Raw genomic sequence first — 26,281 nt, forward strand, 5'->3', positions numbered from 1 at the left:
CGGAGCACAGCATGTTAGGCATTACCGACCTCACCACCTATCTGATCGGCGCGCTGATCATCGTCCTCTTGCCCGGCCCGAACATGATGTTCGTGTTGTCGGTGGCGGCGCAGCGCGGCATCCGCGCCGGCTTCGCCGCCGCCGGCGGCGTGATGAGCGGCGACCTGACCCTGATGACGCTGGCCGCGTTCGGCGCCGCCGGCCTGCTGCAGGCCAATCCGGCGCTGTTCGCGGTGGTCAAGTACCTGGGCGGCGGCTATCTCGCCTGGTTGGGCTTCAATATGGTGAAAGGCGCCATCGTCGCCTGGCGGCGGATGCGGCGCGGCGAGGAGGCCTCGGCGACGCCGTCGGTGCTGGCCAGCGGCCACCCCTACCGCAAGGCGCTGCTGATCAGCCTGATGAATCCCAAGGCCATCCTGTTCTTCGTGTCCTTCTTCGTCCAGTTCGTCGATCCGGGCTACCCGTATCCGGCGCTGACCTTTGCCGGCCTGGGGCTGATCGTGCAGTTCTTCAGCCTGAGCTACATGACGCTGCTGATCCTGGCCGGCAACCGGCTGGCCGCGGCCTTCCGCCGCCGACGCAAGCTGTCGGCGGCGCTGGGCGGCTCGGTGGGCGCGCTGTTCGTCGGCTTCGGCGCCAAGCTGGCGGCGGCGGGCCTGGGTTGAGAGTGAGTGCGCCGCGCGCGCAGCAGCGCCGCGCGGCCAGACCGAATTGATTATTGAAATAGAGTTAAGACCATGCCAAAGCGTACCGACATAAAAAGCATCCTGATCATTGGCGCCGGCCCCATCGTCATCGGCCAGGCCTGCGAATTCGACTACTCCGGCGCCCAGGCGTGCAAGGCCCTGCGCGAGGAGGGCTACAAGGTCATCCTGGTGAACTCTAATCCGGCCACCATCATGACCGATCCGGACATGGCCGACGTCACCTACATCGAGCCCATCACCTGGAAGGTGGTGGAGAAGATCATCGCCAAGGAGCGTCCGGACGCCATCCTGCCGACCATGGGCGGCCAGACCGCGCTGAACTGCGCGCTGGACCTGGCCAAGCACGGCGTGCTGGAAAAGTACAAGGTCGAGCTGATCGGCGCCAGCGAGGACGCCATCGACAAGGCGGAAGACCGCGGCCGCTTCAAGGAGGCCATGGCCAAGATTGGCCTGTCCTGCCCGCTGTCCTTCGTCTGCCACAGCATGGAGGAGTCGCTGGAGGCGCAGACCAAGGTGGGCTTCCCGACGCTGATCCGCCCGTCGTTCACCATGGGCGGCTCCGGCGGCGGCATCGCCTACAACAAGGAAGAGTTCCTCACCATCTGCGAGCGCGGCTTCGAAGCCTCTCCCACCCATGAGCTGCTGATCGAGCAGTCGGTATTGGGCTGGAAAGAGTACGAGATGGAAGTGGTGCGCGACAGGAACGATAACTGCATCATCATCTGTTCCATCGAGAACTTCGACCCGATGGGCGTGCACACCGGCGACTCCATCACCGTGGCCCCGGCGCAGACGCTGACCGACAAGGAATACCAGATCATGCGCAACGCCAGTCTGGCGGTGCTGCGCGAGATCGGCGTGGATACCGGCGGCTCCAACGTGCAGTTCGCCACCAATCCGGCCACCGGCGAGATGATCGTCATCGAGATGAACCCGCGCGTGTCGCGTTCGTCGGCGCTGGCGTCCAAGGCCACCGGCTTCCCGATCGCCAAGATCGCCGCCAAGCTGGCGGTGGGCTTCACGCTGGACGAGTTGAAGAACGATATCACCGGCGGCGCCACCCCGGCCTCGTTCGAGCCGTCCATCGACTACGTAGTCACCAAGATTCCGCGTTTCGCCTTTGAAAAATTCCCGCAGGCCGACGACCGCCTGACCACCCAGATGAAGTCGGTGGGCGAGGTGATGGCGATGGGCCGCACGCTGCAGGAATCGATGCAGAAGGCGCTGCGCGGCCTGGAGACCGGCCTGTCCGGCTTCGATCCGGTCACCCGCGACGAATCCGCCATCCGCCACGAACTGGGCACCCCCGGACCGGAGCGCATCCTGTACGTGGCCGATGCCTTCCGCATCGGCATGAGCCGCGACGACATCCACGCCGTCAGCAAGATCGATCCGTGGTTCCTGGCGCAGATCGAGGATCTGATCGGCGAGGAAAAGGCCCTGTCCGGCCGCAGGGTAGAAGAGCTGGATTACGCCGAGCTGCGCCGCCTGAAGCGCAAGGGCTTCTCCGACCGCCGCCTGGGCGAGCTGTTGGGCACCGATCAGGCTGCGGTGCGCGCCAAGCGCTGGGCGCTGCGGCTGCACCCGGTGTACAAGCGGGTGGACACCTGCGCGGCGGAGTTCGCCACCAATACCGCCTATATGTACTCCACCTATGAGGAGGAGTGCGAATCGCAGCCCACCGACCGCAAGAAGGTGATGGTGCTGGGCGGCGGACCCAACCGCATCGGCCAGGGCATCGAGTTCGACTACTGCTGCGTGCACGCCGCGCTCAGCCTGCGCGAGTCCGGTTTCGAGACCATCATGGTCAACTGCAACCCGGAAACGGTATCGACGGACTACGACACTTCCGACCGCCTGTACTTCGAGCCGCTGACTCTGGAAGATGTGCTGGAGATCTGCCGCATCGAGAAGCCGTTCGGCGTTATCGTGCAGTACGGCGGCCAAACTCCGCTGAAGCTGGCGCGGGCGCTGGAGGCCAACGGCGTGCCCATCATCGGCACCACTCCGGACATGATAGATGCCGCCGAAGACCGCGAGCGCTTCCAGAAGCTGCTGCAGGAACTGGGCCTGAAGCAGCCGCCGAACCGCACCGCCCGCGCCCCGGCCGAGGCGATGAAGCTGGCCGAGGAAATCGGCTATCCGCTGGTGGTGCGCCCGTCTTATGTATTGGGCGGCCGCGCGATGGAAATCGTCCACGAGCCGGCCGACCTGGAACGCTATATGCGCGAGGCGGTGAAGGTGTCCAACGACAGCCCGGTGCTGCTGGACCGCTTCCTCAACGACGCCATCGAGGTAGACGTGGACTGCGTGTCGGATGGCAAGGACGTGGTGATCGGCGGCATCATGCAGCACGTCGAACAGGCCGGCGTCCATTCCGGCGATTCGGCCTGCTCGCTGCCGCCGTACAGCCTGTTCCCGGCGCAGCAGGACGAAATCCGCCGCCAGACCGTGGCGATGGCCCGCGCGCTGAACGTGGTGGGTCTGATGAACGTGCAGTTTGCCATCCAGGGCGAAACCATCTACGTGCTGGAAGTGAATCCGCGCGCCAGCCGCACCGTGCCCTTCGTCTCCAAGGTGACCTCCGCGCCGCTGGCCAAGATCGCCGCCCGCGCGATGGCCGGCATCGGCCTGGCCGAGCAGGGCTTCACAAGTGAGGTGATCCCGCCGTTCTACGCGGTGAAGGAAGCGGTGTTCCCCTTCATCAAGTTCCCCGGCGTCGATACCATCCTGGGGCCGGAAATGAAGTCCACCGGCGAAGTGATGGGCGTCGGCAAGACCTTCGCCGAGGCCTACGTCAAGGCGCAACTGGGCGCCGGCGACCGCTTGCCCAAGACCGGCAAGGTGTTCCTGTCGGTGCGCGATTCCGACAAGAACGGCGCGGTGGATGTGGCGCGCGAGCTGCAGCGGCTGGGCTTCGGCATTTGCGCCACGCGCGGCACCGCCAAGCATCTGAGCGAGGCCGGCCTGATCGTGCAGGTGGTCAACAAGGTGAACGAAGGCCGTCCGCACATCGTCGACATGATCAAGAACGGCGAAGTGGATCTGGTGGTCAATACTGTGGATGAAAAGCGCCTGGCGATCCAGGACAGCCATTCCATCCGCCGCTCTGCCTTGCAGGCGCGCGTGCCGCAGTACACCACGCTGTCCGCTGCCAAGGCGGTGTGCGTGGGCATGAGCCATGCCGAGGCCTTCGATGTCTACAGCGTGCAGGAGCTGCATGCGCAGATCGGCGGCTGAAGAAAGGGTGATTGACCGGTAGGCTTTGATGCGGAGGCGATTTGCCGTTACAATTCCGCTCAAACCCGCTTGTGCAAGCCGCCGTCCCGTACGGCGGCTTGTGCTTTTGATGAAGGCGGATAACCGCCTGTGGAGAATACTGTAATGATCAAAGTCCCGTTGACTGTACGTGGCGCCGAGCTTCTGAAGGAAGAACTGCAACGCCTGAAGAGCATCGAGCGTCCGGCGGTGATCGAGGCCATTGCCGAGGCGCGTTCGCATGGCGACCTGTCGGAGAACGCCGAGTACGACGCCGCCAAGGAGCGCCAGGCTTTCGTGGAGGGCCGCATCGCCGACCTGGAAGGCAAGCTGTCCAATGCAGTGATCATCAATCCGATGGAACTGGACGCCGACGGCCGCGTGGTGTTCGGCGCCACCGTCGAACTGATGGACCTGGAAACCGAAGAGAGCGTCACCTACCAGATCGTCGGCGACGACGAAGCCGACATCAAGGTCAGCAAGGTGTCGGTTAATTCGCCGATCTCGCGCGCGCTGATCGGCAAGGAAGCCGGTGACGTGGCGGAAGTGGTGGCGCCCGGCGGCATCCGCGAATACGAAGTTCTGGACGTCAAATACATCTGAGTCCGACCTGAACAACGCGCGGCGCCTGGCATCGCGCGTTTTTTCCGGTTGCGGCCATTGCTGAGTTTGGGGGAACGATGGACGGCTTGCGTGCTCTCGCCAAAACCTTCTGGATTGGCGGCTTGTGGGTGATCGGCATCATAGTGGCGCCGGTCTTGTTCAAATCGTTGGATGCGGCCACGGCCGGGATGGTGGCGGGCAGGCTGTTCGCCGTCATCGCCTGGGTGGGGCTGGTGTGCGGTGTGATCCTGCTGGTGGACCAGATCTGGCGCAACGGCGTCGGCGGCGTCAAGCACGGCGGCTTCTGGCTGGTGGTGGGGATGCTGGTGTGCACGCTGATCAACCAGTTCGGCGTGGCGCCCATCATCGTCACCCTCAAGCAGCAGATGAATCATGCTGCGGAAGGGCTGTTCGGCGGCGGCTTCGCCACTTGGCACGCGATTTCCAGCCTGATCTACCTGGCGCAGAGCCTGCTGGGCCTCGCCTATGTCTGGCAGGACCGGGCTTAGCCGCTGGTCGCAAGCGGGCAAAGAGAAAGCGGTGGCCTAGGCCACCGCTTTCTCACATCCGGCACACAGGCTGGACTCAGCCCTTGAGCGCCTGCTTGTTCTTCGGCAGCGCGATGCGCTGCTTGTCGCTGGGGCGCCACAGCACCAGCAGCTTGCCAATGTGCTGCACCGGAGCAGCGTCCAGTTGCTCGCAGATCTGCTCGAACATGGCGACGCGGGCTTCGCGATCGTCGCCCTGCACGCGGACTTTGATCAGTTCATGGGCGTCCAGGCTGATGGCGATTTCGCGCACAACGGCCTCGGTCAGGCCGTTGTTGCCTACCATCACCACCGGGTCGATGCCGTGCGCCAGACCTTGCAAGTATTTGCGCTGGAACGGCTTGAGTTCAATTTTCATGGAAACAGGGAATTCAAAGCAAAAGCCGATTCTACTAGAATTTGGCCCCATACCCAAAGTCCGGGCCTGAAATAACCGAAAAACAACAGGATAGCGCCATGCGAGCCGCGTAATTCGGCTATCCTGACGATTGAACCGATAGAAAGCATTCGCCACGATGGCAAGAAGCAAGAGCAGCAACAGCTGGTTGCATGAACACGTCAACGATCAATATGTGCAGATGGCGCAAAAGGACGGCTACCGCGCCCGCGCCGCCTACAAGCTGCTGGAAATCAACGACAAGGACAAACTGATAGCGCCCGGCACCGTGCTGGCCGACCTGGGCTCCACCCCGGGCAGTTGGTCGCAGGTGGCCGCGCGCATCGTCGGCGACGCCGGCAAGGTGTTCGCGCTCGACATTCTGCCGATGGACCCGGTGCCGGGCGTCAGCTTCATCCAGGGAGACTTCCGCGAAGAGGAAGTGCTCGGACAGTTCGAGGCTTTGCTGGATGGCAGGTCGCTTGACCTTGTAATTTCCGACATGGCGCCCAATATGTCAGGAATGAGCGCCATCGACCAGGCCAGGAGCTTCCTGCTTTGCGAACTGGCTCTGGATTTTGCGCGCGATCATTTGAAACCCGGCGGACACTTTCTCGTCAAAGTATTCCAGGGCAGCGATTTTCAGTCCTACCTCAAGGCCATGCGCGAGCTGTTCGACGAGGTGGTCACCCGCAAACCCAAGGCATCGCGCGACCGTTCCAGCGAAATCTACCTGCTGGGCAAGGGTCGCCGCTGACACAAGTTGCCGCGGGGCGTACAATCGTAGCAATTTACTACAAGCAACCAAAAAGTCAGGGCACAGAGGAGTCCGCTACTCGTGAACAATATCGGCAAAAACATCGCCATCTGGGTGATCATCGGTCTGGTACTGATGACAGTGTTCAACCAGTTCAACAAGCGCCAGGACACCCAGAACCAGCTCGAGTATTCGCAGTTCGTCAGCGATGTCGAGTCGGGCAAGGTGCAATCCCTGACCATCGAGGGGCATCCGCTGCGCGGCCAATGGCTGAAGGGCAAACTGACCGACGGCACGGCCTTCTCCACCTATGCGCCTTATGATCCGCAGCTGGTGGACGACCTGATCAAGAACAACGTGCGCTTCTCAGCCAAGCCGGAGGAGGAGCCTTCGATGCTGATGAGCATCTTCATCAGCTGGTTCCCGATGCTGCTGCTGATCGGCGTGTGGGTGTTCTTCATGCGCCAGATGCAAGGCGGCGGCAAGGGCGGCGCGTTCTCGTTCGGCAAGAGCAAGGCGCGCATGCTCGACCAGGACGCGAACACCGTGATGTTCACTGACGTGGCCGGCTGCGACGAGGCCAAGGAAGAGGTGAAGGAAATCGTCGATTATCTGCGCGATCCTTCCCGCTACCAGAGCCTGGGCGGCCGCATTCCGCGCGGCATCCTGCTGGCCGGTTCGCCGGGCACGGGTAAAACCTTGCTGGCCAAGGCCATCGCCGGCGAGGCCAAGGTGCCGTTCTTCAGCATCTCCGGCTCTGACTTCGTCGAAATGTTCGTCGGCGTTGGCGCGGCGCGCGTGCGCGACATGTTCGAGCAGGCGAAGAAGAACTCGCCGTGCATCATCTTCATCGACGAAATCGATGCGGTCGGCCGCCAGCGCGGCGCCGGTCTCGGCGGCGGCAACGACGAGCGCGAGCAGACGCTGAACCAGCTGCTGGTGGAAATGGACGGCTTCGACACCAATTCCACGGTGATCGTCATCGCCGCCACCAACCGTCCGGACGTGCTGGACCCGGCGCTGCAACGCCCGGGCCGTTTCGACCGCCAGGTGGTGGTGCCGCTGCCGGACATCCGCGGCCGCGAGCAGATCCTGAACGTGCACATGCGCAAGGTGCCGATCGCCGCCGACGTCAACGCCGAGGTGATCGCGCGCGGCACGCCGGGCTTCTCCGGCGCCGACCTGGCCAACCTGATCAACGAGGCCGCGCTGTTCGCCGCCCGCCGCAACAAGCGTCTGGTGGACATGGAGGACCTAGAGTCGGCCAAGGACAAGATCATGATGGGCGCCGAGCGCCGCAGCATGGTGATGACCGAGGAAGAAAAGCGCAACACCGCTTACCACGAGTCCGGCCATGCCGTCGTCGCCAAGCTGCTGCCGAAGTCCGACCCGGTGCACAAGGTCACCATCATCCCGCGCGGCCGCGCGCTGGGCGTGACCATGCAGCTGCCGGAGCAGGACCGCTTCGCCTACGACCGCGGCTATCTGATGGACCGTCTGGCCATCCTGTTCGGCGGCCGCATCGCCGAAGAGCTGTTCATGAACCAGATGACCACCGGCGCCTCCAACGACTTCGAGCGCGCCACGCAAATGGCGCGCGACATGGTCACCCGCTACGGCATGTCGGACAAGCTGGGTCCGATGGTATACGGCGAGAACGAGGGCGAAGTGTTCCTCGGCCGCTCCATCACCACCCACAAGAACCTGTCCGAAGCCACGCTGCAGCAGGTGGATCAGGAAATCCGCCGCATCATCGACGAGCAGTACGCGCTGGCGCGCCGCCTGCTGGAAGAGAACCGCGACAAGGTGGAGGCGATGACCGCCGCGCTGCTGGAGCTGGAAACCATAGACGCCGATCAGATCAACGACATTATGGAAGGCAAGCCGCCGCGTCCGCCCAAACCGGGCAGCAGCTTCGCCGCCAAACCGGATGAAAAACCGGCCGAGCCGACGGCTCCGGTCGAGGCGACTTCCGATCCGGCCCAGGAAGTCTGACACCGAGCAGCATCCAAACCGGGCAAGCCTTCGCGGGCTTGTCCGGTTTTTGCATCTGTGGATGGCTTGGCCTGAGGGGCGCCGCAGTGGCCGGCGCGATGTTTAACCCGAAGCCGATGGTTGTCGGTCGAATCTAAAGAGTTGTTGCATGAAGACTTTGCTGTGCGGGCGTTTCACGCTCGATCTGTCCCGTCCGCTGGTGATGGGCATCCTCAACGTCACGCCGGACTCCTTCTCCGACGGCGGCCGCTTCAACCGCGTCGACGACGCCTTGCTGCGCGCCGAGGCGATGCTGGCGGAAGGGGCGGACATCCTCGACATCGGCGGCGAGTCCACCCGCCCCGGCGCGGCTTTCGTCAGCCCGGAAGAGGAGCTGCAGCGGGTGCTGCCGGTGCTGGACAAGCTGCGCGACATCGGTGCGCCGATCTCGCTGGATACCCGCCGCAGCAGCGTGATGCGCGAGGCGCTTCGGCTTGGCGCGGTGGATCTGGTCAACGACGTGTCGGCGCTGGAGGACGAAGGTGCGCTGCCGCTGGTTGCCGGCAGCCGGGCGGCGATCTGCCTGATGCACAAGCAGGGCAATCCGGACACCATGCAGGATAGGCCGGTCTACCAGGACGTGGTGGCGGAGGTGGCGGACTATCTGCAGCGCCGGGTTCGGCTGTGCCTGGACGCCGGCATCGCCCGCCAGCGGCTGTTGGTGGACCCGGGCTTCGGCTTCGGCAAGACGCTGGCGCACAATCTGGCCTTGCTCAAGCGGCTGGACGAGATAGAGCGCGTGGTCGGCGTGCCGCAACTGGTGGGCCTGTCGCGAAAATCGATGCTGGGAGCGGTCACCGGCGAGGAGATTCCCGCGGAGCGACTGGGCGCCAGCGTGGCTGCCGCGCTGGAATCGGCCAGGCGCGGCGCGGCGGTCATCCGGGTGCACGACGTCAAGGCCACGCGTCAGGCGCTGCAGCTGTGGCAGGCGTTGCGGGAATCTTGATCTGAAACTGGTTTTAGCCACTGAGCTGATGGCAGAATAGCGGCTGTCTTGACCGGCGCTGCCATCGCAATCCGGCATTTAATCGACGATAGAGAATACTGATGAGTCGTAAATACTTTGGCACCGACGGGGTGCGTGGCGAGGTCGGCAAGTTTCCGATCACGCCGGAATTCGTGATGAAGCTGGGCTATGCCGCCGGCCGCGTGCTGGTCAACCACGACCAGGACAGTCGTCCCACCGTGCTGATCGGCAAGGATACCCGCATTTCCGGCTATATGCTGGAGGCGGCGCTGCAGGCCGGTTTCACCGCCGCCGGCGTCAACGTGCTGCTGACCGGCCCGTTGCCGACGCCCGGCATCGCCTACCTGACCCGCGCGTTGCGACTGGAGGCCGGGGTGGTGATTTCCGCCTCGCACAATCCTTTCCAGGATAACGGCATCAAGTTCTTCGCCGAAGGCGGCAACAAGTTGGACGACGCGCTGGAGCTGGAGATCGAGGCGATGCTGGAGCAGCCGATGGCAACCAACGTTTCGCTGGAGCTGGGCCGCGCCCGCCGCATCGACGGCGCCGCCGAGCGCTACATCGAGTTCTGCAAGAGCACCTTTCCCAACGAGCTGAGCCTGAAGGGCCTGAAGCTGGTGGTGGATTGCGCCAACGGCGCCACCTATCACATCGCGCCCAAGGTATTCCATGAACTGGGCGCCGAACTGGTGGAGATAGGTTGCGAGCCCAGTGGCTACAACATCAACGACAAGGTGGGCGCCACCTATCCCAAGACCCTGCAAGCGGCAGTGGTGGAGCACCATGCCGACTTCGGCATCGCGTTGGACGGCGACGGCGACCGCCTGATCATGGTGGATGCCGCCGGCAGCGTCTACGACGGCGACCAGCTGATCTACATCATCGCCAAGGCCCGCGCCGCGCGCGGCGAACTGAAGGGCGGCGTGGTCGGCACGGTGATGACCAATCTGGCGATGGAGCTGGCGCTGGGCAAGCAGGGTGTACCGTTTGGCCGCGCCAAGGTCGGCGACCGCTATGTGCTGGAAATGCTGCACGCCGACGGCTGGCAGGTGGGCGGCGAGGCTTCCGGCCACATCCTGTGCCTGGACAAGCACAGCACCGGCGACGGCATCATCTCCAGCCTGCAGGTGCTGGCCAGTTTGAAACAACTGGGCATGACGATGGCGGAAGCCTGCGGCGATTGGCAGCCTTTCCCGCAGACGCTGATCAATGTGCGCCACAACGGTTGCGACTGGAAACGCGCCGCCGCCGAGCCGTTGGCGCAAGCCGAGACGGCTCTGCAGGGTCGCGGCCGCGTGGTGTTGCGGCCATCCGGCACCGAGCCGGTGGTGCGGGTGATGGTGGAGGCCGACGACAAGTCGCTGGCGGATACCTGGGCGCGGACCATCGCGCAGGCGATCGAACAGGTCGCCTGATCCGATTGCACCGCAAGCCAGCAACAAGATGCCAACCTGTCCGGGTTGGCATTTTTTTTGTAAAAACCTTCATTTTTGGTTAGGTTAAATCCCAATGTCATTGGGCGGCAGCTAGAATTGCCGCTCCTTCACTCAGGATGACAAATAAAAATGAAGACAATGCTCACAATCATGCCGATCCGGCTTGGTCTGGCGGCGCTGTCGGCGATGGCTAGCCTGCCGGCAGGCGCCTCCTGCTCCATCGGCGCGACGCAGCGCATCCATCAGATTCAGGGCCGCGCGGCGGCCAGCCCCTTGCAGGGTCAGATGGTTGCCGCGCAGGGCGTGGTCAGCAGCCTGCTCTACGGCAAGGACGGTCCGGTCGGCTTTTTCATGCAGGAGCCGCCAGAGACCCAGGATGCGGACCCGGCTACCTCGGAAGGCATTTACGTCTATACCGGCAAGCTGGCATTGCCGGCGCTGAAGAGCGGCGATCTGGTCAGCGTGCGCGGCAAGGTGTTGGAGTTTTCCCGCAAGGGCGATGCCTATAGCGAAACCCAGCTGCAGCCGACCAGCGCCGCCGATGTGCAGTCCTGCGGCGCGCAGGGCGAACTCCGCCTTGCGGCCTTGAGCATGCCGCTGAGCGGCGACCCGGCCCAGCTGGAGGCGCTGGCCGGCATGGCTGTGGCGTTCGAGCAGCCGCTGTACGTGGCCGACAGCTACCACTATGGCCGCTATGGCGAGCTTGCCCTCTCCAGCCAGCCGCGGCAGTGGACCGCCACCCAGCTGTACCGGCCCGGCAGCGCGGAAGCGAAGGCGCTGCAAGCGGCGAACCGCCGCGATCGGCTGATCCTGGATGACGGCCAGACCCAGCAGAACATGGATGCCTGGCTGCCCGGCCCTGGCGGCCTGTCGGCTAGCCGCACTTTACGGGCGGGCGACAAGCTGCGGGGTTTGCGCGCGGTGGTGTCGTTCGGCAATGGCAGCTACCGCTTGCAGCCCTTGGGCGCGCCGCAGGTGGAGGGGGCCAATCCACGGCCGGCGGCGCCGGCGCGCCAGGCCGGCCAGTTGCGGGTGGCCAGCTTCAACGTGCTCAACTTCTTCAACGGCGACGGCCTGGGCGGCGGTTTTCCCACCGAGCGCGGGGCGAAGACCCGCGCCGATTTCCTGCGGCAGAAGGCCAAGATCGTCAGCGCCATCCGCCAGCTGGACGCCGATGCGCTGGGATTGATGGAGATCGAGAATGACGGCTTCGGCCCGCAGTCGGCGATCCAGGAACTGGCGGGCGCCCTGAACGATGGCCTGCCGGCGGAAAAACAGTACCGTTTCGTCGATCCGGGAGTGGCGAAGATAGGCAACGACGCCATCAGCACCGGCATGTTGTACCGTCCGGCGCGGCTGAGCCCGCAGGGCGCGGCGCAAGTGGTGGCGGTAGGCAACCCGGCGCGCAACCGACCGATGCTGGCGCAGACCTTCGCGCTCGGCGACGGCCGGCGGCTGACGCTGGCGGTCAACCATCTGAAATCCAAGGGCAGCAGTTGTGCGGACACGCAGGTGGACGGGGTGGTCGATGCCGATCTGGGCGATGGCCAGGGCAACTGCAACCTCACCCGGGTGCAGGCGGCGCGCGATCTGCTCAAATGGGCGCAGGCGCGCGGGCAGAATCCACAGTCCGGCCTGCTGGTCATGGGCGATATGAACGCCTACGCCAAGGAGGATCCGATCCGCACCCTAGAGGAGGGCGGCCTGGCTAATCAGCTGGCGCGCTTCCAGTCCGACGCCTACTCCTATGTCTATGGCGGCGAGTCCGGCAATCTGGACCACGCGCTGGCCGACGCCGCGTTGGGCCAGTGGGTGAGCCAGGCGGGCGAGTGGCACATCAATGCCGACGAGCCGACGGCGCTGGAATACGGCAGCGAGTTCAAATCGCTGGCGCAGCAGCAGAACTACTATGCCGCCGACGCCTACCGCTCGTCTGACCACGATCCGCTGTTTGTCGACTTGAAGGCGGCGACGGATGCGTCGCGGCAGCAGGATCAACCGGCGCCGTCTTCGCCGTCCAGTCCTGCGCCCTCGTCCGGCAGCATCGCGGCGGGGGACCCGCAGGTTCTGAGCCTGCTCGGGCTGGCCGGTCTGCTGGCCTGGCGCCGCCGCAGGCAATGAGGCTCCAGCCCAGCCTGCTGCCGGCGCTGCTGCCCTTGTGTCTGCCGGTGGGGGAGGCGGCGCGGCGCTGGCGCTTCGATCCGGCGCTGGCCGCTGATGAATGGTGGCGCTGCTGGAGCGGCAGCTGGGTGCACGCGGACTGGCGCCACGCGCTGTTCAACAGCGCCGGCCTGTTGCTATTGGCCTGGCTGGGCGGCCCCGGCCATGCGCGGCTGTTGTGCTGGCTGGCCTTGTTGTTGCCATGTCCGATCGCGCTGGTCCAGCTGGCCTTGCCGCACGCCGGACCGTTTCTGGGCGCATCCGGCGTGCTGTACGGCTGGTGGGCGGCTTTGGCCTGGCAGTGGCGGCGCGACGGTTCGGGATGGCTGCTGGCGTTGCTGTTGTTGTCGCGGCTGGGCTGGCAGTGGGTCTGGCCGCAGACGTGGGCTGGCGGCCAGGCGGTGTTGTGGTCGGCCCATGCCAGCGGGGCGCTGGCGGGGCTGCTGCTGGCGGCGTGCTTCAGCCGCGCAGCACGCGCGGCACCCGCGTCGCCACCGCGCACATCAGTTCATAGCTGATGGTGCCGGCGGCTGCGGCAACCTGTTCTATCGGTACCTGGGCTCCCCACAGTTCCACCCGGCTGCCGACGCCGGCCTGCGGCAGATGGCTCAGATCCACCGCCAGCATATCCATCGAAATCCGTCCCACCGTGCCGCTGGCTTGGCCGTCCACTGCGACCGGGGTGCCGTTGGCGGCGATGCGCGGATAGCCGTCGGCGTAGCCGCAGGCGACGATGCCGATGCGCATCGCCTGCCCGGCGATGAAGCGGCGGCCGTAGCCGACCGCGTCGCCGCTTTGCAGCGTTTGGACGGCGATGATGTCGGCGGACAGCGTCATCGCTGGCCGCAGGCCCAGTTCCGTTCCGGTGGCGGAGTCAAACGGCGAGGCGCCGTACAGGATGATGCCGGGACGTCCGATGTCGCCATGGGTATGCGGATGGCGCAGCAGCGCCGCGGAGTTGGCGGCGCTGGTCTCCAATCCGCTGGCTTGCGCCAGCGGCGCGAAGCGGCGCCACTGTTCGTCCACGCCATAGTCGTCGTCGGCGCTGGAGAAGTGGGTCATGATGGTGGAGAGCCGCAGCTGCGGCATTGTCCGCAGCCGGGCCTGGATCTCGTTCAGCCGCGCCGGCGGGAAACCCAGCCTGTTCATGCCGCTGTTGACCTTGAGCCAGACCTCGACGGCGCCCCTGGCGGAACCTTTGGCCAGCCAGTCCATCTGTTCTAGTGAGTGGACGGCGCCGCTCAGCCGGTATTCGGCCATCGCGGCGGCTTCGGCCGCGTCGAACGGGCCCTCCAGCAGGGCGATGGGGTGCTGGATGCCGGCTTCGCGCAGCGCGACGGCGTCTTCGATATTGAGCAGGGCAAAACCGTCGGCCAGATCGGCCAACGCCTTTGCAGTGTCCAATACCCCGTGGCCGTAGGCGTTGGCCTTGATCACGGCGAATAGGCGGCGGGCTTGCGCGTGCTGGCGGGTAAACTGGAAATTATGGCGGATGGCGGAGAGATCGATCTCCAGCCGGATAGGGCGTGTCATGTCAAGAAAGTGTGAACAAGAGGTGTGCTATTATACACCCCCGTTCTTGGACTTTTGCCGAACTGCCGTCCGCCTTGTCGCTATGACTTGATTGCCGGCAGACGGAACAATAATGGATACACTGCAGATACTTCTCGATTTTTTCACCGGCTATGGCTACCTGGCTGTATTTGCGGTGTTGCTGGTTTGCGGTTTCGGCGTGCCGATTCCCGAGGACATTACTCTGGTGGCGGGCGGCGTGATCTCCGGCCTGGGCTACACCAATGTGCACTACATGTTCCTGGTGGGCATGGCCGGCGTGCTGGTGGGCGACGGCATCATGTTCATGGCCGGCCGCACTTTCGGCAACAAGGTGCTGACATTCCGCCCGATCGCCCGCATCCTCACCCAAGAACGTTTCGAGGCGGTGCAGGAGAAGTTCGCCAAGTACGGCAACTGGGTGCTGTTCGTCGCCCGCTTCCTGCCGGGGCTGCGCTCCCCGATCTTCATCACCGCCGGGATGACCCGGCGCGTGCCCTACTGGCGCTTCTTGCTGATGGACGGCTTCGCCGCGCTGATCTCGGTGCCGGTGTGGGTGTATCTCGGCTATTACGGCGCGGCCAACCGCGAATGGCTGATGACCATGGTGCACCGCGGCCAAGCCGGCATTCTCGCCGTGGTGGCCTTGCTGCTGCTGGCGGTCGGCCTGGTTTGGCTCAGGCGCCGCCGCATGGCCTGCGCCAAGAAATAAGCGCGCCGGACAATGGAAAAAGGCCATCGTGAGATGGCCTTTTTTTACGGGCGCTGCGGATGGGATCAGCCTACCTGCAGCAGCTCCACTTCGAACACCAGAGTGGCGTTGGGGGGAATCACGCCGCCGGCGCCGCGCGCGCCGTAGCCCAGTTCGGCCGGGATGGTCAGCTTGCGCTTGCCGCCGACTTTCATGCCCTGCACGCCCTGGTCCCAGCCCTTGATCACATGGCCGGCGGCCAGCGGGAAGCTGAACGGCTGCATGCGGTCCTTGCTGGAATCGAACTTGGTGCCGTTGGTCAGCCAGCCGGTGTAGTGCACGGTGACTTCCTGGCCGGCCACCGCCTCGGCGCCTTCGCCGACAACCAGTTCTTCAATGATCAGTTCGCTCATGGCGTTTCCTTTCGCTTGCTTGGGGTTTGACCGCGCGATTGTAGCAGCCCGGCGGCCGCTTTGTGTTTTCCCCGGTGTGGCATATAACGAAATTCAGAGCGCCAGGTCTCTGCCTTTCCACGCGATGCAAGGGGTGTGCCATGGATGTCACTCAACATGAAGTCCCGCCAGTCCGCCCGGTCGCGCGCCGGGTGGCGTTCCAGCAGCCGTTTGTGTGGTTGAAGAGGGGGTTCCGCGACTTCCAGAAGGCGCCCGCCGACTGCCTGTTCTATGGCGCGGTCTTCGTGCTGATGGGCTATCTGCTGGGGGTTTACGCCGAACAGGCGCCGGAGCTGGTGATCACCTTCGCTACCATCTTCCTGCTGGCCGGCCCCTTCCTCGCCATCGGCATCTACGACATCGCCAAGCAGATGGAGGCCTTCGACGGCCACGGCCGGGTGAAACTGCTGCACAGCATGGCGGCCTGGCGCGTCAACATGCCGGGCTTCAGCTTGTACGCGGTGCTGCTGGCGGTGCTGGTGTTCGGTTGGTTCCGCGTGTCCTTGCTGATGTTCGCGCTGTTCTACGATACCGCGGCGCTGCCCAATCTGAACGAGATCGTCGTCGACGCCTTCACGCCGGACAATCTGCTGTTCCTGGTCGCCTATTTCGCCGTCGGCTTCCTATTCGCCCAACTGGTGTTCTCGATCAGCGTGGTATCCATTCCGCTGCTGCTGGACAAGGAGGTGGACACCATCACTGCGATGATAGCCAGCGTGCAGGCGGTGTACCGCAATGTGCTGACGATGGGGTTGTGGGCCGTTATCATTGTGGCGATGACGGTGGTGGGCTTCGCCACCTATTACCTGGGCCTGATCATCATCATGCCGGTGCTGGCGTTGTCCAGCTGGCATGCCTATCGGGATTTGATCACCTTCGAGCGATGACCTCCAAGCAATGACTCATAGCGTCGTATTCCTCGACCGGGACAGCCTGTCTGTCCCGGTTCCCGTTTTCAGCTTTCCCGTCCGCTACCGCGAATATCCGGCCACCGCCATCGAACAGATACCGGAGCATGCCGCCGGCGCCGAGGTGCTGATCAGCAACAAGGTGCCGCTGGACCGCGCCGCGCTGGCGCGGTTGCCAGACCTGAGGCTGGTGGCCATCGCCGCCACCGGCTACAACCATGTCGACCTGGACGCCTGCCGCGAGCAGGGGGTGGCGGTGTGCAATGTCCGCCACTATGGTGACCACACGGTGGCGGAGCACGCGCTGACGCTGATGCTGGCGCTGATGAAAAACCTGCCGGCCTACCAGCGCGACGTGGCGGCCGGCGTGTGGAGCCAGGCCAAGCGGTTCTGCCACTTCGGCGCGCCCATCCGCGAGATGCGCGGCGCGGTGCTGGGCATTGTCGGCGGCGGCGGCATCGGTCAGCAGCTGGCGCAGATGGCCACGGCGTTCGGCATGGAGGTGGTGTTTGCCGGGCGCAAGGGCGAGGCGACGGCGCGGGCGGGCTATCTGCCGTTCGATCAGGTGTTGGCGCGCGCCGATGTGCTGTCGCTGCATTGCCCGCTGACCGATTCCACCCGAGGCCTGATCGCCCAGGCGGAGCTGATGGCGATGAAGCCCGGCGCCATCCTGATCAATACCGCGCGCGGCGGCCTGGTGGACGAGGCCGATCTGGTGGCGGCGCTGAAGTACGGCCAGCTGGGCGGAGCCGGTTTCGATGTGCTCAGCAGCGAGCCGCCTGCGCCCGACAATCCGCTGCTCAAGGCCAGGCTGCCCAATCTGATCGTCACGCCGCATGTGGGCTGGGCCAGCGCTGAAGCGATGCGCAGGCTGGCGGCGCAACTGGTGGAGAATATCGAAGCCTTTGTCCGGGATGAGGCGCTGAATCGGTTGGTATAAATGGTTTGCTAAAAGCAGAAGTCGCTTTTATTGATAAAAGCCGGCTGTTTCCTACGGGATAGCCGGCTTTTTCCGTTCATGACGCTGTCTATTTTATTTGATTTATTTAATAAGAATTTGAAATTTGTTTAGTATCTGGCTATGTTGGAAAGGCTCGGTCGGCCATCGCCGGCTTGAGCTGCCCCGCTTGTTGCGCCGTTGCCGGTTTCCCGCCACGGTTTTTTTTGCCTGTCGGCGGCAGGGTTCAGTCCGGAATATCGTTGGGATTGATCCGCGGCTGCTCTTCCTCGCCCAGGCCCAGCTTGCCGCGCACACAGGAAATGTAGCGGTTGACGTCGGGGCCGCCGCCGTAGCGTTGGGCATGCCAGATCATTTCGCCCAGGCATTCCATGATCTCGTGCTGGGCGCGGTGCTCGTCGCCGTGGCGCAAGGCCAGTTGCGCGTACAGCGCGCGGATGCCGAAGGGCTGGTCTATCGAGCGCTGCTCGGCGATGGCGACATGCAGGCCCAGGTGCAGGAAGGGATTGCTCTCCCCCATGTCCGGCGTCCATTCCTGTCCCAGGAAAGTTTCCGGATTTTCCAGGATGGGATGATACTCCGGGTGGTCTATAAGAATGGTTAGGACCACCTGTTCCAGGTCGGACAAGGGCTGACTGGATTTGGACTTGCTCCAGGTGTCGAAAAAGAATCGGCGCGCGTCCTGGCGGCTGGGGTTGAACAGCATGGATATGAACCTCCGGCGGTGACAGTCTGGGCTCGGCGGCGACGCCGCATGCGCAGGCGTTGGATTTCAGAGAGTCGCAGGCGGTTGCCACTCCGGGCTGCGGCATTATACGGGACGGAGGTTGCGATGACCACGCTCTACGATTTTACCGTGCGCACCGCCGGCGGCGCGGCGCGGTCCTTGTCCGATTTTGCCGGCCAGGTGCTGTTGGTGGTCAACACCGCCAGCGAGTGCGGCTATACCAAGCAGTATGCAGGCTTGCAGGAGCTGCAGGACTTTTTCGCCGGCCAGGGTTTTTCCGTGCTGGGTTTTCCCTGCAATCAGTTTGGCGGCCAGGAGCCGGGCAGCGCCGACGAGATTCTGGCGTTCTGCCAGGGTCGCTTCGGCGTCAGCTTTCCCGTGATGGCCAAGCTGGAAGTCAACGGCGACGGCGCCGATCCGCTGTGGCGCTGGCTGACCCAGGCGGGGTCGGAGCATCCACATCCGGTGAAGTGGAATTTCACCAAGTTCCTGATCGACGCGCGCGGCCGGGTGGTGAAGCGCTACGAGCCGGCGGTGGAGCCTTACGAGCTGGTGGACGATGTCCGTGCGCTGCTGGCGCGCTGAGGCGTAAATGAGACAGCCCGCTTAGGGCGGGCTGTAGGCGGCGCAAGCTTATTTGCGGCGGAAGATCAGGTCCCACACGCCGTGGCCCAGCTTGATGCCGCGGGCCTCGAACTTGGTCAGCGGGCGGTAGTCCGGGCGCGGCGCGTAGCCGTCGGCGCTGTTGGCCAGGCCGGCGTTGCCGCTGAACACTTCCATGATTTGCAGCGCGTAGTCCTCCCAGTCGGTGGCGGCGTGGATATAGCCGCCCGGCTTCAGCTTCTGCACCAGCTTGGCCACCAGCGGCGCCTGGATCAGGCGGCGCTTGTTGTGGCGTTTCTTGTGCCAGGGATCGGGGAAGAAGATATGCACGCCGTCCAGGCTGCCGTCCGCCAGCATATTGTCCAATACTTCCACCGCGTCGTGGCGGATCAGGCGCAGGTTGGAGAGCTCTTTTTCCGCGATCAGCTTGCACAGGTTGCCGACGCCGGGGGCGTGCACCTCGATGCCCAGGTAGTCCTGTTCCGGATTGGCGGCGGCGATTTCGGCGGTGGCGCCGCCCATGCCGAAGCCAATCTCCAGGATCTTGGGCGCGCTGCGGCCAAAGGCTTGCTCCAGGTCTAGCTGTTCGGGGCGGTATTCGATGCCCCAGCGCGGCATGCCTTCGTCCATGGCACGCTGTTGACCGGGCGACAGGTGGCCCTGACGCAGTACGAAGCTTCTGATCGCGCGTTGAAAAGCCGGATTTTCCATTTTGCTGGCCTGCTGAAAACTCAAAAAAAACGCGATGTTACCGAATCTTGGCGCGGCTTGCGAGTATTGCCGCCTTGCGCGGCTCATCCCGAGACAGCTCCGCCAGATAGTCCAGCACGGTGGGCCAGCGCAGCGGCGTGCCCAGTTCGCGCTTGATCCGGCTGTTGTCCAGCCGGCGCGACTCGGCCAGGAACGACCATTGCTGCGGCGAAACCCTGGCCTGGACTTCGCTGCGCGGCAGTTGCGGCGGGCAGGCAAGGCCCAGCGCCGCGCCCAGTTGCCGGTACCATTTGCTGACCGGCAGCGGCAGATCGTCGCAGGCGTTGTAGACGCGGATGCCCTGGCGGCGGCGCAGCGCGGCCACGCACAGGCGGGCCAGATCGTCGGCGTGGATATGGTTGCTGTAGCTGTCCTCGTCATCAACTATCAGCGGCGAGCCGTTGGCGAAGCGCGCCAGCGGCAGCCTTTCGTCGGCGTAGATGCCGGGCGCGCGCAGTATCGTCAGCGCGCCGCGATGGCGGCGGACAAAGCGGCGCAACTGGCTTTCCGCGTCGGCGCGGCGGCAGGCCCGTTCGCTTTGTGGCCGCAGCGCCGCAGTTTCATCCAGCGCAATGCCGTTTGCATTGCCGTAGACGCCACTGGTGCTGATATAGACAAACTGCTGTGGTATGCTGTCGCCTTTTGCCAGCGCGTACAACAACTTGCGCATCCTTGGGTCTTTCGCGCCGGACAGCGGCGGCGGCGCGCACAGCAGCAGCGCATCGGCGATGCCGGCCAGCCGCGTCAGGCTGTCGCGATGGTCGAGATCGCCGGGAATGGGCTGGACGCCGAGGCCTCTCCATGCTTCGGCCGCCGCCGCGCTGCGGCATAGGGCCAGGACTCGCCAGCGGCCCAGCAAGGCGGGCAGGGCGCGGCGGGCGACATCGCCGGCGCCGATTATCAGTAAAGTACGCATGGTGTGCATTTTAGCCAGAATTCGGGATTGAGATACGACATGACTTGCCAGGTGAAGGTGCTCCCCAGCGGGCATACATTCGGTGTGGAAGCGCACGAAACCATTCTTGAGGCCGCTCTGCGCCAGGGCGTGGGCCTGCCTTATGGCTGCCGCGACGGCGCTTGCGGCGCCTGCAAAGGCAAGGTAGTGGAGGGAGAGGTCAGCCAGGACGGCTTCCAGGAGAAGGCGTTGTCGGCCAGCGAACAGGCGCAGGGCCTGGCCTTGTTCTGTTGCGCCAGGCCGCAGGGCGACATCAGCATCGAGGTGCGCGAACTCACCGGCATGGGCGACATCCAGATCAAGACGCTGCCGTGCCGCGTGGAAAAGATGGAAAAGATTCATGACGTAGCGGTGCTGAAGCTCAAGCTGCCGGTGTCCGAGCGCCTGCAGTTCCGCGCCGGCCAGTATATCGACATCCTGATGAAGGATGGCAAGAAGCGTAGCTTCTCCATCGCCAATGCGCCGCACGACGACGCCTTCCTCGAATTGCACATCCGCCACCAGCCGGGCGGCTCGTTCTCCGACTATGTGTTCAGCCAGATGAAGGAGCGCGAGATCATGCGCTTCAAGGGCCCGCTGGGTTCCTTCTTCCTGCGCGAGGATTCGGACAAGCCCATCGTCCTCATCGCCAGCGGCACCGGCTTCGCGCCGGTCAAGGGCATCATCGAGCATGCGATCCACCACGGCATCCAGCGCCAGATGGTGTTCTACTGGGGCGCGCGCAGCAAGGCCGACCTTTACATGGCCGACCTGGCCGAGAGCTGGCAGGCCGCTCACCCGCATATCACCTTCATTCCGGTACTGTCCGAGGCGCTGCCGGAAGACAACTGGAACGGCCGCGCGGGCTTCGTGCATCAGGCGGTGCTGGAGGATTTCGCCGACCTGTCCGGCTATCAGGTATACGCCTGCGGCGCGCCGGTGATGGTGGAGGCGGCGCATGGCAGCTTCACCCGCGAGCGCGCTTTGCCGGAAGACGAGTTCTTTTCCGATGCCTTTTTCCTGTCCAAGGACATGAAGAGTGGAAAGTAGACAGATAAATTGCTGATTTGCATACAGAAAGCCCCCGGCTCGTGCCGGGGGCTTTTTATTTGTTCTGCATCAATTCGCGTCGGGCGGCGGTTTGATGTGGGTCAATTTCCATGTCGGCATAATGGCTATTATGTCGTCAGCTAAGGATGTCGAGGCCGCGGGCCGGAAGGAGGAATCATGGAATTGTTGACCCTGTTGATGTCTGACGACGTGGGCCGCTTGAGCCTGCTGACTATCGTCGTGACCATGCTGGTGGTGCTGGGCGCGTTGTGGGTGATTTTCAAGAACATCAACAAACCCGGCAAGTAAGGTTTTGTACTCCTGCAGTTTTGGCATTTCCTCTTGATGTGTGTGTTGGCGGGTACGGCGGTGGGCCGTATCCGCTTTTTTTTGCCATGTCTGGCATCGTGAATGGCTGAACTTTCCCTGCGGGCCCGGGGTCTGTTTAATGATGGCAAAAGAATTTCAGCTCGGCGTTTTGACTTGCCATTGTCCTATAGGAGCTTGCGTCCCCGCTTATCCACACCGGAATACAGCTGGAAATTCTGTATTTTTTGTCCGAGGTCATGGCATCCGCGATGCCGGCTTCTGTTTCGATGCTTCCCGCCTATGCTGAATTTTGCCGCGGTATCCGGCGATGACGTTTTGTCAGGGCATCGACGGGCATGACGCCTTGTCGCAAGCCCAGGTCGCATCTGCAGAGGTCGGCGGGTAGCCTGCCAAGTCCGCTTGATGTAAGTCAACTGAACAGATGACACGTCTGGAAACCCTGCTTTTGCCGGGTATACCATTATTTCAGATGATAAGAATTTAATAATAAACACGAATGCTCGGTTTACATCTCAGATCGGAGAACGAAAATGTCCACAGAAACTGCAAGTCAAGCCGGCATCGCCGAAAGCGCCTCGCCCAGGCTTAAACTGGGCGCGCTGACAGCGCTGGTCGTCGGCTCGATGATAGGCGGCGGCATCTTCTCGCTGCCGCAAAACATGGCTGCCGGCGCCGGCGCCGGCGCCATCCTGATAGGCTGGGCCATCACCTTTGTCGGCATGCTGGCGCTGGCCTTCGTGTTCCAGATGCTGGCCTCGCGCAAGCCTGAAGTGTCGGGCGGCGTCTACGGCTACGCCAAGGCCGGTTTCGGCGACTACATGGGTTTCAACTCGGCCTGGGGCTACTGGATTTCCGCCTGGATCGGCAATGTGTCCTACTTTGTGGTGATGTTCTCGGCGCTGGCCTTCTGGATTCCGGCCTTCGGCGACGGCAACACCCCCACCGCCATCGTCTGCGCCTCGGTGCTGCTGTGGTGCCTGCACTTTCTGGTGCTGCGCGGCGTGCACGGCGCGGCCTTCATCAACACCATCACCACCATCGCCAAGCTGGTGCCGCTGGCGCTGTTCATCCTGCTGATCGTGTTCGCTTTCAAGGTGGATACCTTCAATCTGGATTTCTGGGGCAACGCCAAGCTGGGTTCCATCGTCGATCAGGTGAAAAGCACCATGCTAGTGACGGTGTGGGTGTTCATCGGCATCGAGGGCGCGTCGATGTTCTCCGGCCGCGCCGACAGCATGAAGGACGTGGGCAAAGCCACAGTGATCGGTTTCCTGCTGACCATCGCCTTGCTGGTGGCGGTATCGGTGCTGTCGCTGGGCGTGATGACCCAGCCCGAGCTGGCCGCATTGAAGAACCCGTCCACCGCCTACGTGCTGCAGAAGGCCTTCGGCACCTTCGGCGCCAATCTGATGAACGCCGGTCTGGTGATCTCGGTCGGCGGCGCGCTGTTGGCCTGGACGCTGCTGGCGGCCGAAGCGCCTTACCTCGCCGGCAAGGACGGCGTGATGCCCAAGGTGTTCGGCACCGTCAATGGCAACGACACCCCGGCCGCCTCGCTGTGGCTGACCAACGGCCTGATCCAGCTGTTCCTGGTCATCACCCTGTTCAGTTCGGCCGGCTACCTGGCGCTGCTGTCGCTGGCCACCTCGATGATCCTGATTCCCTACCTGTTGTGCGCCGGCTATTCGCTGTTGGTCGCCAGGCGCGGCGAAGGCTACGCCCAGGGCGAAAGCGCCGCCAAGGAATTCTGGACCGCAGCGCTGGCCACGGTATACGGCGGATGGCTGATCTACGCCGCCGGACCTAAGTATCTGTTCCTGTCGATGATCCTGTACGCGCCGGGCCTGCTGTTCTACCTGTGGGCCAAGAAGGAACGCGGCGAGAAACCGTTCAACCTGATCGAGGCGGTATTGGCCGCGGCGGTGGTGGTGTTGGGCGTGATCGCCACCTGGCAGCTGGCCGTTGGCCATATCAGCCTGTAAGCAAGAATTTCGAAATCCAGTCGCGGGGGCGGATGGCTCGCCCCTGAAGTCAAACAAGACTCAAGGAGTATCGTTATGACCAAGTTCGGTGTTCATTCAGAGTGCGGCAAGCTGCGAACTGTGATGGTGTGCCGTCCCGGCCTCGCCCACAAGCGCCTGACCCCCGACAACTGCCACGACCTGCTGTTCGACGATGTGATCTGGGTGGAGCGCGCGCAGAGGGACCATGCCTATATGGTTGAACAGATGCGCGCCCGCGGCATCGAAGTGATCGAGGTGCACGAGGCGCTGGCCAAGGTTCTGGACGACAAGGCCGCCCGCAACTGGGTGCTGGACCGCAAGGTGAAGGCTGACAACGTCGGCATCGGCATGCTGCACGATCTGCGCGGTTGGCTGAACGAGATGCCATCGTCGCAGCTGGCCGAGCACCTGGTTGGCGGCATCGCCAAGTTCGAGCTGCCGTTCGACCCGAAAGGCCTGTTCGGCGGCTATCTCGACCAGTCCGAATTCGTGATCCCCCCGATTCCCAACAGCCTGTTCCAGCGCGACCCGTCTTGCTGGATCTACGAAGGCGTGACGCTGAACCCGATGTACTGGCCGGCGCGGCGCCAGGAAACGCTGGTGTTGCAATCGATCTACCAGTTCCACCCTTACTTCGCCGGCAAGGCCAATATCTGGTGGGGCGACTGCGACAAGGACCACGGCGCGGCGACGCTGGAAGGCGGCGACGTGATGCCGATTGGCAACGGCACCGTGCTGATCGGCATGGGCGAGCGCACCAGCCCGCAGGCGGTGGTGCAGGTGGCCAAGCGCGTGCTGGGCCGCGAGGGCGGCGCCAAGCGGGTGATCGCCTGCCAGATGCCGAAATCGCGCGCCGCGATGCACCTGGACACCGTGTTCAGCTTTCTCGACGTCGACCTGCTGTCGGTATTTCCGGACGTGGTGGACGACATCGTCTGCACCAGCATGTACGCCGGCGACCGCGAGGGCGAGATCCGCTTCGAGCGCCATGAGGGCGTGAAGCTGGTGGAGATCGTGCGCCAGGCGCTGGGCTTGAAGGAAATCCGCGTGATCCAGACCGGCGGCGACGCCTACCAGCGCGAACGCGAGCAGTGGGACGACGGCAACAACGTGGTGGCGCTGGACCGCCGCGTGGTGGTGGCCTACGACCGCAACACCTATACCAACCGCCTGATGCGCGAGCACGGCGTGGAAGTGATCGAGATTCCGGCATCCGAGCTTGGCCGCGGCCGCGGCGGCGGCCACTGCATGACCTGCCCGATCATTCGCGACGAAATCAAGCTGTAAGGCAATCCATTCTCCGGTCGGCATCCGGCCGGAGAGACCGAATACCGTTTGTTTGCACAAGACAGGTTGACCGCCGGTTTCCACGGAAACGGCGGCCGGCTTGCCCAGACTCTAATCAGGAGCAATATCATGGCTTTCAATCTGCGCAACCGCAACTTCCTGAGAATGCTGGACTTCACCCCGCGTGAGATCCGCTACATGCTGGACCTGGCTCGCGACCTGAAGCGCGCCAAATACTCCGGCACCGAGCAGCAGCACCTGAAGGGCAAGAATATCGCCCTGATCTTTGAAAAGACCTCCACCCGCACCCGCTGCGCGTTTGAAGTGGCCTGCTTCGACCAGGGCGCCAACGTCACCTACCTCGGGCCGTCCGGCTCGCAGATCGGCATCAAGGAATCGATGAAGGACACCGCCCGCGTGCTGGGCCGGATGTACGACGCCATCGAATACCGCGGTTTCGATCAGGACATGGTGGAAAACGAGCTGGCCAAGTTTGCCGGCGTGCCGGTGTACAACGGCCTGACCGATGAATGGCACCCGACCCAGATGCTGGCCGACGTGCTGACCATGTGGGAGAACAGCGACAAGCCGATTTCGCGGATCAGCTACAGCTACCTGGGCGACGCCCGCAACAATATGGGCAACTCGCTGCTGGTGATCGGCGCCAAGCTGGGCATGGACGTGCGCATCGGCGCGCCGAAACACCTGTGGCCGACCGACGAGCTGGTGGCCGAGTGCCGCGAGATCGCGGCCAAGACCGGCGCGCGCATCACCCTGACCGAGGACGCCAGGGAGGCGGTCAAGGGCGCCGACTTTATCCACACCGACGTCTGGGTGTCGATGGGTGAGCCGGCCGAAGTGTGGGCCGAACGCATCCGCCTGTTGAAGCCCTACCAGGTCAACGCCGCGCTGATGGCCGCCGCCGGCAACCCGCAAGTGAAGTTCATGCACTGCCTGCCGGCTTACCACAACAGTGAAACCAAGGTGGGCAAGGAAATCGCCGCGGAATATCCGGAACTCGCCAACGGCATCGAGGTGACCGAGGACGTGTTCGAGTCCGAGGCCTGCATCGCCTTCGAGCAGGCGGAAAACCGCATGCACACCATCAAGGCCATCCTGGTGGCGACGCTGGGCGACTGACGCGATGCCGCAGCCGGCGCAAGCCGGCCCGATATCACACCGACCGGCCAA

At 63.9% G+C, this 26,281-nt stretch carries 25 protein-coding genes; 19 read left to right on the plus strand and 6 right to left on the minus strand.

Annotated features, from left to right (window positions below; genetic code table 11):
* Positions 1 to 11: 11 nt before the first annotated feature.
* The 4 genes from leuE to BI347_RS04670 all read left to right on the plus strand — a co-directional run bounded on the left by leuE (position 12) and on the right by BI347_RS04670 (position 5,077).
* Positions 12 to 665 carry a leucine efflux protein LeuE gene (gene leuE / locus BI347_RS04655; protein ID WP_071115406.1) on the plus strand — a complete coding sequence of 218 codons (654 nt, stop codon included), beginning with the start codon at positions 12 to 14 and terminating at the stop codon, positions 663 to 665.
* A gap of 72 nt (positions 666 to 737) precedes the next feature.
* Positions 738 to 3,947, plus strand: a complete 3,210-nt coding sequence (carB, locus tag BI347_RS04660; RefSeq protein ID WP_071113058.1) for a carbamoyl-phosphate synthase large subunit — start codon at positions 738 to 740, stop codon at positions 3,945 to 3,947.
* Positions 3,948 to 4,091: 144 nt separating this feature from the next.
* Complete coding sequence (greA, locus tag BI347_RS04665; protein WP_071113057.1) at positions 4,092 to 4,568, plus strand: transcription elongation factor GreA; 477 nt, start codon at positions 4,092 to 4,094, stop codon at positions 4,566 to 4,568.
* A 77-nt stretch (positions 4,569 to 4,645) separates the two neighbouring features.
* Positions 4,646 to 5,077 carry a DUF4149 domain-containing protein gene (locus BI347_RS04670; RefSeq protein WP_071113056.1) on the plus strand — a complete coding sequence of 144 codons (432 nt, stop codon included), beginning with the start codon at positions 4,646 to 4,648 and terminating at the stop codon, positions 5,075 to 5,077.
* Positions 5,078 to 5,153: 76 nt separating this feature from the next.
* On the opposite strand, the gene yhbY is transcribed toward BI347_RS04670, so the two are convergent.
* On the minus strand, positions 5,154 to 5,474 hold the full coding sequence (gene yhbY, locus BI347_RS04675) for a ribosome assembly RNA-binding protein YhbY (RefSeq protein ID WP_071113055.1): 321 nt from the start codon (positions 5,472 to 5,474) through the stop codon (positions 5,154 to 5,156).
* Between the two features lie 157 nt (positions 5,475 to 5,631).
* Here yhbY and BI347_RS04680 point away from each other — a divergent pair, with 157 nt between their 5' ends.
* The 6 genes from BI347_RS04680 to BI347_RS04705 all read left to right on the plus strand — a co-directional run bounded on the left by BI347_RS04680 (position 5,632) and on the right by BI347_RS04705 (position 13,364).
* A complete protein-coding gene (locus BI347_RS04680; RefSeq protein ID WP_071115407.1) occupies positions 5,632 to 6,249 on the plus strand; it encodes an RlmE family RNA methyltransferase in 618 nt (205 codons plus the stop codon).
* Between the two features lie 81 nt (positions 6,250 to 6,330).
* Positions 6,331 to 8,244 (plus strand): ATP-dependent zinc metalloprotease FtsH, encoded by a 1,914-nt coding sequence (ftsH, locus tag BI347_RS04685; RefSeq protein ID WP_071115408.1) that lies wholly within the window; start codon positions 6,331 to 6,333, stop codon positions 8,242 to 8,244.
* 148 nt (positions 8,245 to 8,392) lie between these two features.
* Positions 8,393 to 9,229 carry a dihydropteroate synthase gene (gene folP, locus BI347_RS04690; protein ID WP_071113191.1) on the plus strand — a complete coding sequence of 279 codons (837 nt, stop codon included), beginning with the start codon at positions 8,393 to 8,395 and terminating at the stop codon, positions 9,227 to 9,229.
* A gap of 101 nt (positions 9,230 to 9,330) precedes the next feature.
* Positions 9,331 to 10,665: a phosphoglucosamine mutase gene (gene glmM, locus BI347_RS04695; protein ID WP_071113190.1), complete on the plus strand. Its 1,335-nt coding sequence runs from the start codon at positions 9,331 to 9,333 to the stop codon at positions 10,663 to 10,665.
* Between the two features lie 150 nt (positions 10,666 to 10,815).
* Positions 10,816 to 12,807 carry an ExeM/NucH family extracellular endonuclease gene (locus BI347_RS04700; RefSeq protein WP_139167177.1) on the plus strand — a complete coding sequence of 664 codons (1,992 nt, stop codon included), beginning with the start codon at positions 10,816 to 10,818 and terminating at the stop codon, positions 12,805 to 12,807.
* A complete protein-coding gene (locus tag BI347_RS04705; protein ID WP_071113188.1) occupies positions 12,804 to 13,364 on the plus strand; it encodes a rhomboid family intramembrane serine protease in 561 nt (186 codons plus the stop codon). The genes BI347_RS04700 and BI347_RS04705 overlap by 4 nt, the downstream gene beginning before the upstream one ends.
* Here BI347_RS04705 and alr read toward each other — a convergent pair.
* The gene (gene alr / locus BI347_RS04710; protein WP_071115410.1) at positions 13,306 to 14,379 is read right to left on the minus strand and encodes an alanine racemase; all 1,074 of its coding nucleotides are present in this window, start codon (positions 14,377 to 14,379) and stop codon (positions 13,306 to 13,308) included. The genes BI347_RS04705 and alr overlap by 59 nt on opposite strands.
* A gap of 112 nt (positions 14,380 to 14,491) precedes the next feature.
* On the opposite strand from alr, the gene BI347_RS04715 reads away from it, so the two are divergent.
* Positions 14,492 to 15,109, plus strand: coding sequence for a DedA family protein (locus BI347_RS04715; RefSeq protein WP_071113186.1), 618 nt, complete (start codon positions 14,492 to 14,494; stop codon positions 15,107 to 15,109).
* A gap of 65 nt (positions 15,110 to 15,174) precedes the next feature.
* On the opposite strand, the gene BI347_RS04720 is transcribed toward BI347_RS04715, so the two are convergent.
* On the minus strand, positions 15,175 to 15,501 hold the full coding sequence (locus BI347_RS04720; protein WP_071113185.1) for an FKBP-type peptidyl-prolyl cis-trans isomerase: 327 nt from the start codon (positions 15,499 to 15,501) through the stop codon (positions 15,175 to 15,177).
* A 140-nt stretch (positions 15,502 to 15,641) separates the two neighbouring features.
* On the opposite strand from BI347_RS04720, the gene BI347_RS04725 reads away from it, so the two are divergent.
* Positions 15,642 to 16,427: a DUF2189 domain-containing protein gene (locus tag BI347_RS04725; RefSeq protein ID WP_071113184.1), complete on the plus strand. Its 786-nt coding sequence runs from the start codon at positions 15,642 to 15,644 to the stop codon at positions 16,425 to 16,427.
* 10 nt (positions 16,428 to 16,437) lie between these two features.
* Positions 16,438 to 17,388: a D-2-hydroxyacid dehydrogenase gene (locus tag BI347_RS04730; RefSeq protein ID WP_071115411.1), complete on the plus strand. Its 951-nt coding sequence runs from the start codon at positions 16,438 to 16,440 to the stop codon at positions 17,386 to 17,388.
* A gap of 244 nt (positions 17,389 to 17,632) precedes the next feature.
* On the opposite strand, the gene BI347_RS04735 is transcribed toward BI347_RS04730, so the two are convergent.
* Positions 17,633 to 18,112 carry a DUF1841 family protein gene (locus tag BI347_RS04735; protein WP_204378003.1) on the minus strand — a complete coding sequence of 160 codons (480 nt, stop codon included), beginning with the start codon at positions 18,110 to 18,112 and terminating at the stop codon, positions 17,633 to 17,635.
* Between the two features lie 126 nt (positions 18,113 to 18,238).
* Between BI347_RS04735 and BI347_RS04740 the strand changes: the two genes are divergently transcribed.
* Positions 18,239 to 18,718 (plus strand): glutathione peroxidase, encoded by a 480-nt coding sequence (locus tag BI347_RS04740; protein WP_071113182.1) that lies wholly within the window; start codon positions 18,239 to 18,241, stop codon positions 18,716 to 18,718.
* Between the two features lie 48 nt (positions 18,719 to 18,766).
* Here BI347_RS04740 and trmB read toward each other — a convergent pair whose 3' ends face one another.
* Both trmB and BI347_RS04750 read right to left on the minus strand, forming a co-directional pair.
* Entirely contained in the window at positions 18,767 to 19,447 is a 681-nt protein-coding gene (trmB, locus tag BI347_RS04745) for a tRNA (guanosine(46)-N7)-methyltransferase TrmB (protein ID WP_071113181.1), read from the minus strand.
* 37 nt (positions 19,448 to 19,484) lie between these two features.
* Complete coding sequence (locus BI347_RS04750; protein ID WP_071116342.1) at positions 19,485 to 20,402, minus strand: SDR family oxidoreductase; 918 nt, start codon at positions 20,400 to 20,402, stop codon at positions 19,485 to 19,487.
* A 39-nt stretch (positions 20,403 to 20,441) separates the two neighbouring features.
* Here BI347_RS04750 and BI347_RS04755 point away from each other — a divergent pair, with 39 nt between their 5' ends.
* From BI347_RS04755 to BI347_RS04770, 5 genes are all read left to right on the plus strand, one after another.
* Entirely contained in the window at positions 20,442 to 21,470 is a 1,029-nt protein-coding gene (locus BI347_RS04755; protein ID WP_071113180.1) for a CDP-6-deoxy-delta-3,4-glucoseen reductase, read from the plus strand.
* A 177-nt stretch (positions 21,471 to 21,647) separates the two neighbouring features.
* Entirely contained in the window at positions 21,648 to 21,779 is a 132-nt protein-coding gene (locus tag BI347_RS22510) for a DUF3149 domain-containing protein (protein ID WP_083338704.1), read from the plus strand.
* 551 nt (positions 21,780 to 22,330) lie between these two features.
* On the plus strand, positions 22,331 to 23,782 hold the full coding sequence (gene arcD / locus BI347_RS04760; RefSeq protein ID WP_071113179.1) for an arginine-ornithine antiporter: 1,452 nt from the start codon (positions 22,331 to 22,333) through the stop codon (positions 23,780 to 23,782).
* Positions 23,783 to 23,857: 75 nt separating this feature from the next.
* Positions 23,858 to 25,090: an arginine deiminase gene (locus BI347_RS04765; protein WP_071113178.1), complete on the plus strand. Its 1,233-nt coding sequence runs from the start codon at positions 23,858 to 23,860 to the stop codon at positions 25,088 to 25,090.
* 129 nt (positions 25,091 to 25,219) lie between these two features.
* Positions 25,220 to 26,230 (plus strand): ornithine carbamoyltransferase, encoded by a 1,011-nt coding sequence (locus BI347_RS04770; RefSeq protein ID WP_071113177.1) that lies wholly within the window; start codon positions 25,220 to 25,222, stop codon positions 26,228 to 26,230.
* Positions 26,231 to 26,281: the final 51 nt, after the last annotated feature.

Source organism: Chromobacterium sphagni (genome assembly GCF_001855575.1).
GTDB classification, from domain to species: domain Bacteria; phylum Pseudomonadota; class Gammaproteobacteria; order Burkholderiales; family Chromobacteriaceae; genus Chromobacterium; species Chromobacterium sphagni.

Bases quoted from the DNA above. Each gene is read 5' to 3' on its own strand.
- BI347_RS04755 (WP_071113180.1), top strand. From the start codon at position 20,442: ATGACTTGCCAGGTGAAGGTGCTCCCCAGCGGGCATACATTCGGTGTG.
- BI347_RS22510 (WP_083338704.1), top strand. From the start codon at position 21,648: ATGGAATTGTTGACCCTGTTGATGTCTGACGACGTGGGCCGCTTGAGC.
- trmB (WP_071113181.1), bottom strand. From the start codon at position 19,447: ATGGAAAATCCGGCTTTTCAACGCGCGATCAGAAGCTTCGTACTGCGT.
- folP (WP_071113191.1), top strand. From the start codon at position 8,393: ATGAAGACTTTGCTGTGCGGGCGTTTCACGCTCGATCTGTCCCGTCCG.
- BI347_RS04730 (WP_071115411.1), top strand. From the start codon at position 16,438: ATGACTCATAGCGTCGTATTCCTCGACCGGGACAGCCTGTCTGTCCCG.
- arcD (WP_071113179.1), top strand. From the start codon at position 22,331: ATGTCCACAGAAACTGCAAGTCAAGCCGGCATCGCCGAAAGCGCCTCG.
- carB (WP_071113058.1), top strand. From the start codon at position 738: ATGCCAAAGCGTACCGACATAAAAAGCATCCTGATCATTGGCGCCGGC.
- BI347_RS04750 (WP_071116342.1), bottom strand. From the start codon at position 20,402: ATGCGTACTTTACTGATAATCGGCGCCGGCGATGTCGCCCGCCGCGCC.
- BI347_RS04725 (WP_071113184.1), top strand. From the start codon at position 15,642: ATGGATGTCACTCAACATGAAGTCCCGCCAGTCCGCCCGGTCGCGCGC.
- BI347_RS04770 (WP_071113177.1), top strand. From the start codon at position 25,220: ATGGCTTTCAATCTGCGCAACCGCAACTTCCTGAGAATGCTGGACTTC.
- BI347_RS04740 (WP_071113182.1), top strand. From the start codon at position 18,239: ATGACCACGCTCTACGATTTTACCGTGCGCACCGCCGGCGGCGCGGCG.
- BI347_RS04720 (WP_071113185.1), bottom strand. From the start codon at position 15,501: ATGAGCGAACTGATCATTGAAGAACTGGTTGTCGGCGAAGGCGCCGAG.
- BI347_RS04705 (WP_071113188.1), top strand. From the start codon at position 12,804: ATGAGGCTCCAGCCCAGCCTGCTGCCGGCGCTGCTGCCCTTGTGTCTG.
- BI347_RS04670 (WP_071113056.1), top strand. From the start codon at position 4,646: ATGGACGGCTTGCGTGCTCTCGCCAAAACCTTCTGGATTGGCGGCTTG.
- greA (WP_071113057.1), top strand. From the start codon at position 4,092: ATGATCAAAGTCCCGTTGACTGTACGTGGCGCCGAGCTTCTGAAGGAA.
- BI347_RS04735 (WP_204378003.1), bottom strand. From the start codon at position 18,112: ATGCTGTTCAACCCCAGCCGCCAGGACGCGCGCCGATTCTTTTTCGAC.
- glmM (WP_071113190.1), top strand. From the start codon at position 9,331: ATGAGTCGTAAATACTTTGGCACCGACGGGGTGCGTGGCGAGGTCGGC.
- yhbY (WP_071113055.1), bottom strand. From the start codon at position 5,474: ATGAAAATTGAACTCAAGCCGTTCCAGCGCAAATACTTGCAAGGTCTG.
- leuE (WP_071115406.1), top strand. From the start codon at position 12: ATGTTAGGCATTACCGACCTCACCACCTATCTGATCGGCGCGCTGATC.
- BI347_RS04700 (WP_139167177.1), top strand. From the start codon at position 10,816: ATGAAGACAATGCTCACAATCATGCCGATCCGGCTTGGTCTGGCGGCG.
- alr (WP_071115410.1), bottom strand. From the start codon at position 14,379: ATGACACGCCCTATCCGGCTGGAGATCGATCTCTCCGCCATCCGCCAT.
- BI347_RS04715 (WP_071113186.1), top strand. From the start codon at position 14,492: ATGGATACACTGCAGATACTTCTCGATTTTTTCACCGGCTATGGCTAC.
- BI347_RS04680 (WP_071115407.1), top strand. From the start codon at position 5,632: ATGGCAAGAAGCAAGAGCAGCAACAGCTGGTTGCATGAACACGTCAAC.
- BI347_RS04765 (WP_071113178.1), top strand. From the start codon at position 23,858: ATGACCAAGTTCGGTGTTCATTCAGAGTGCGGCAAGCTGCGAACTGTG.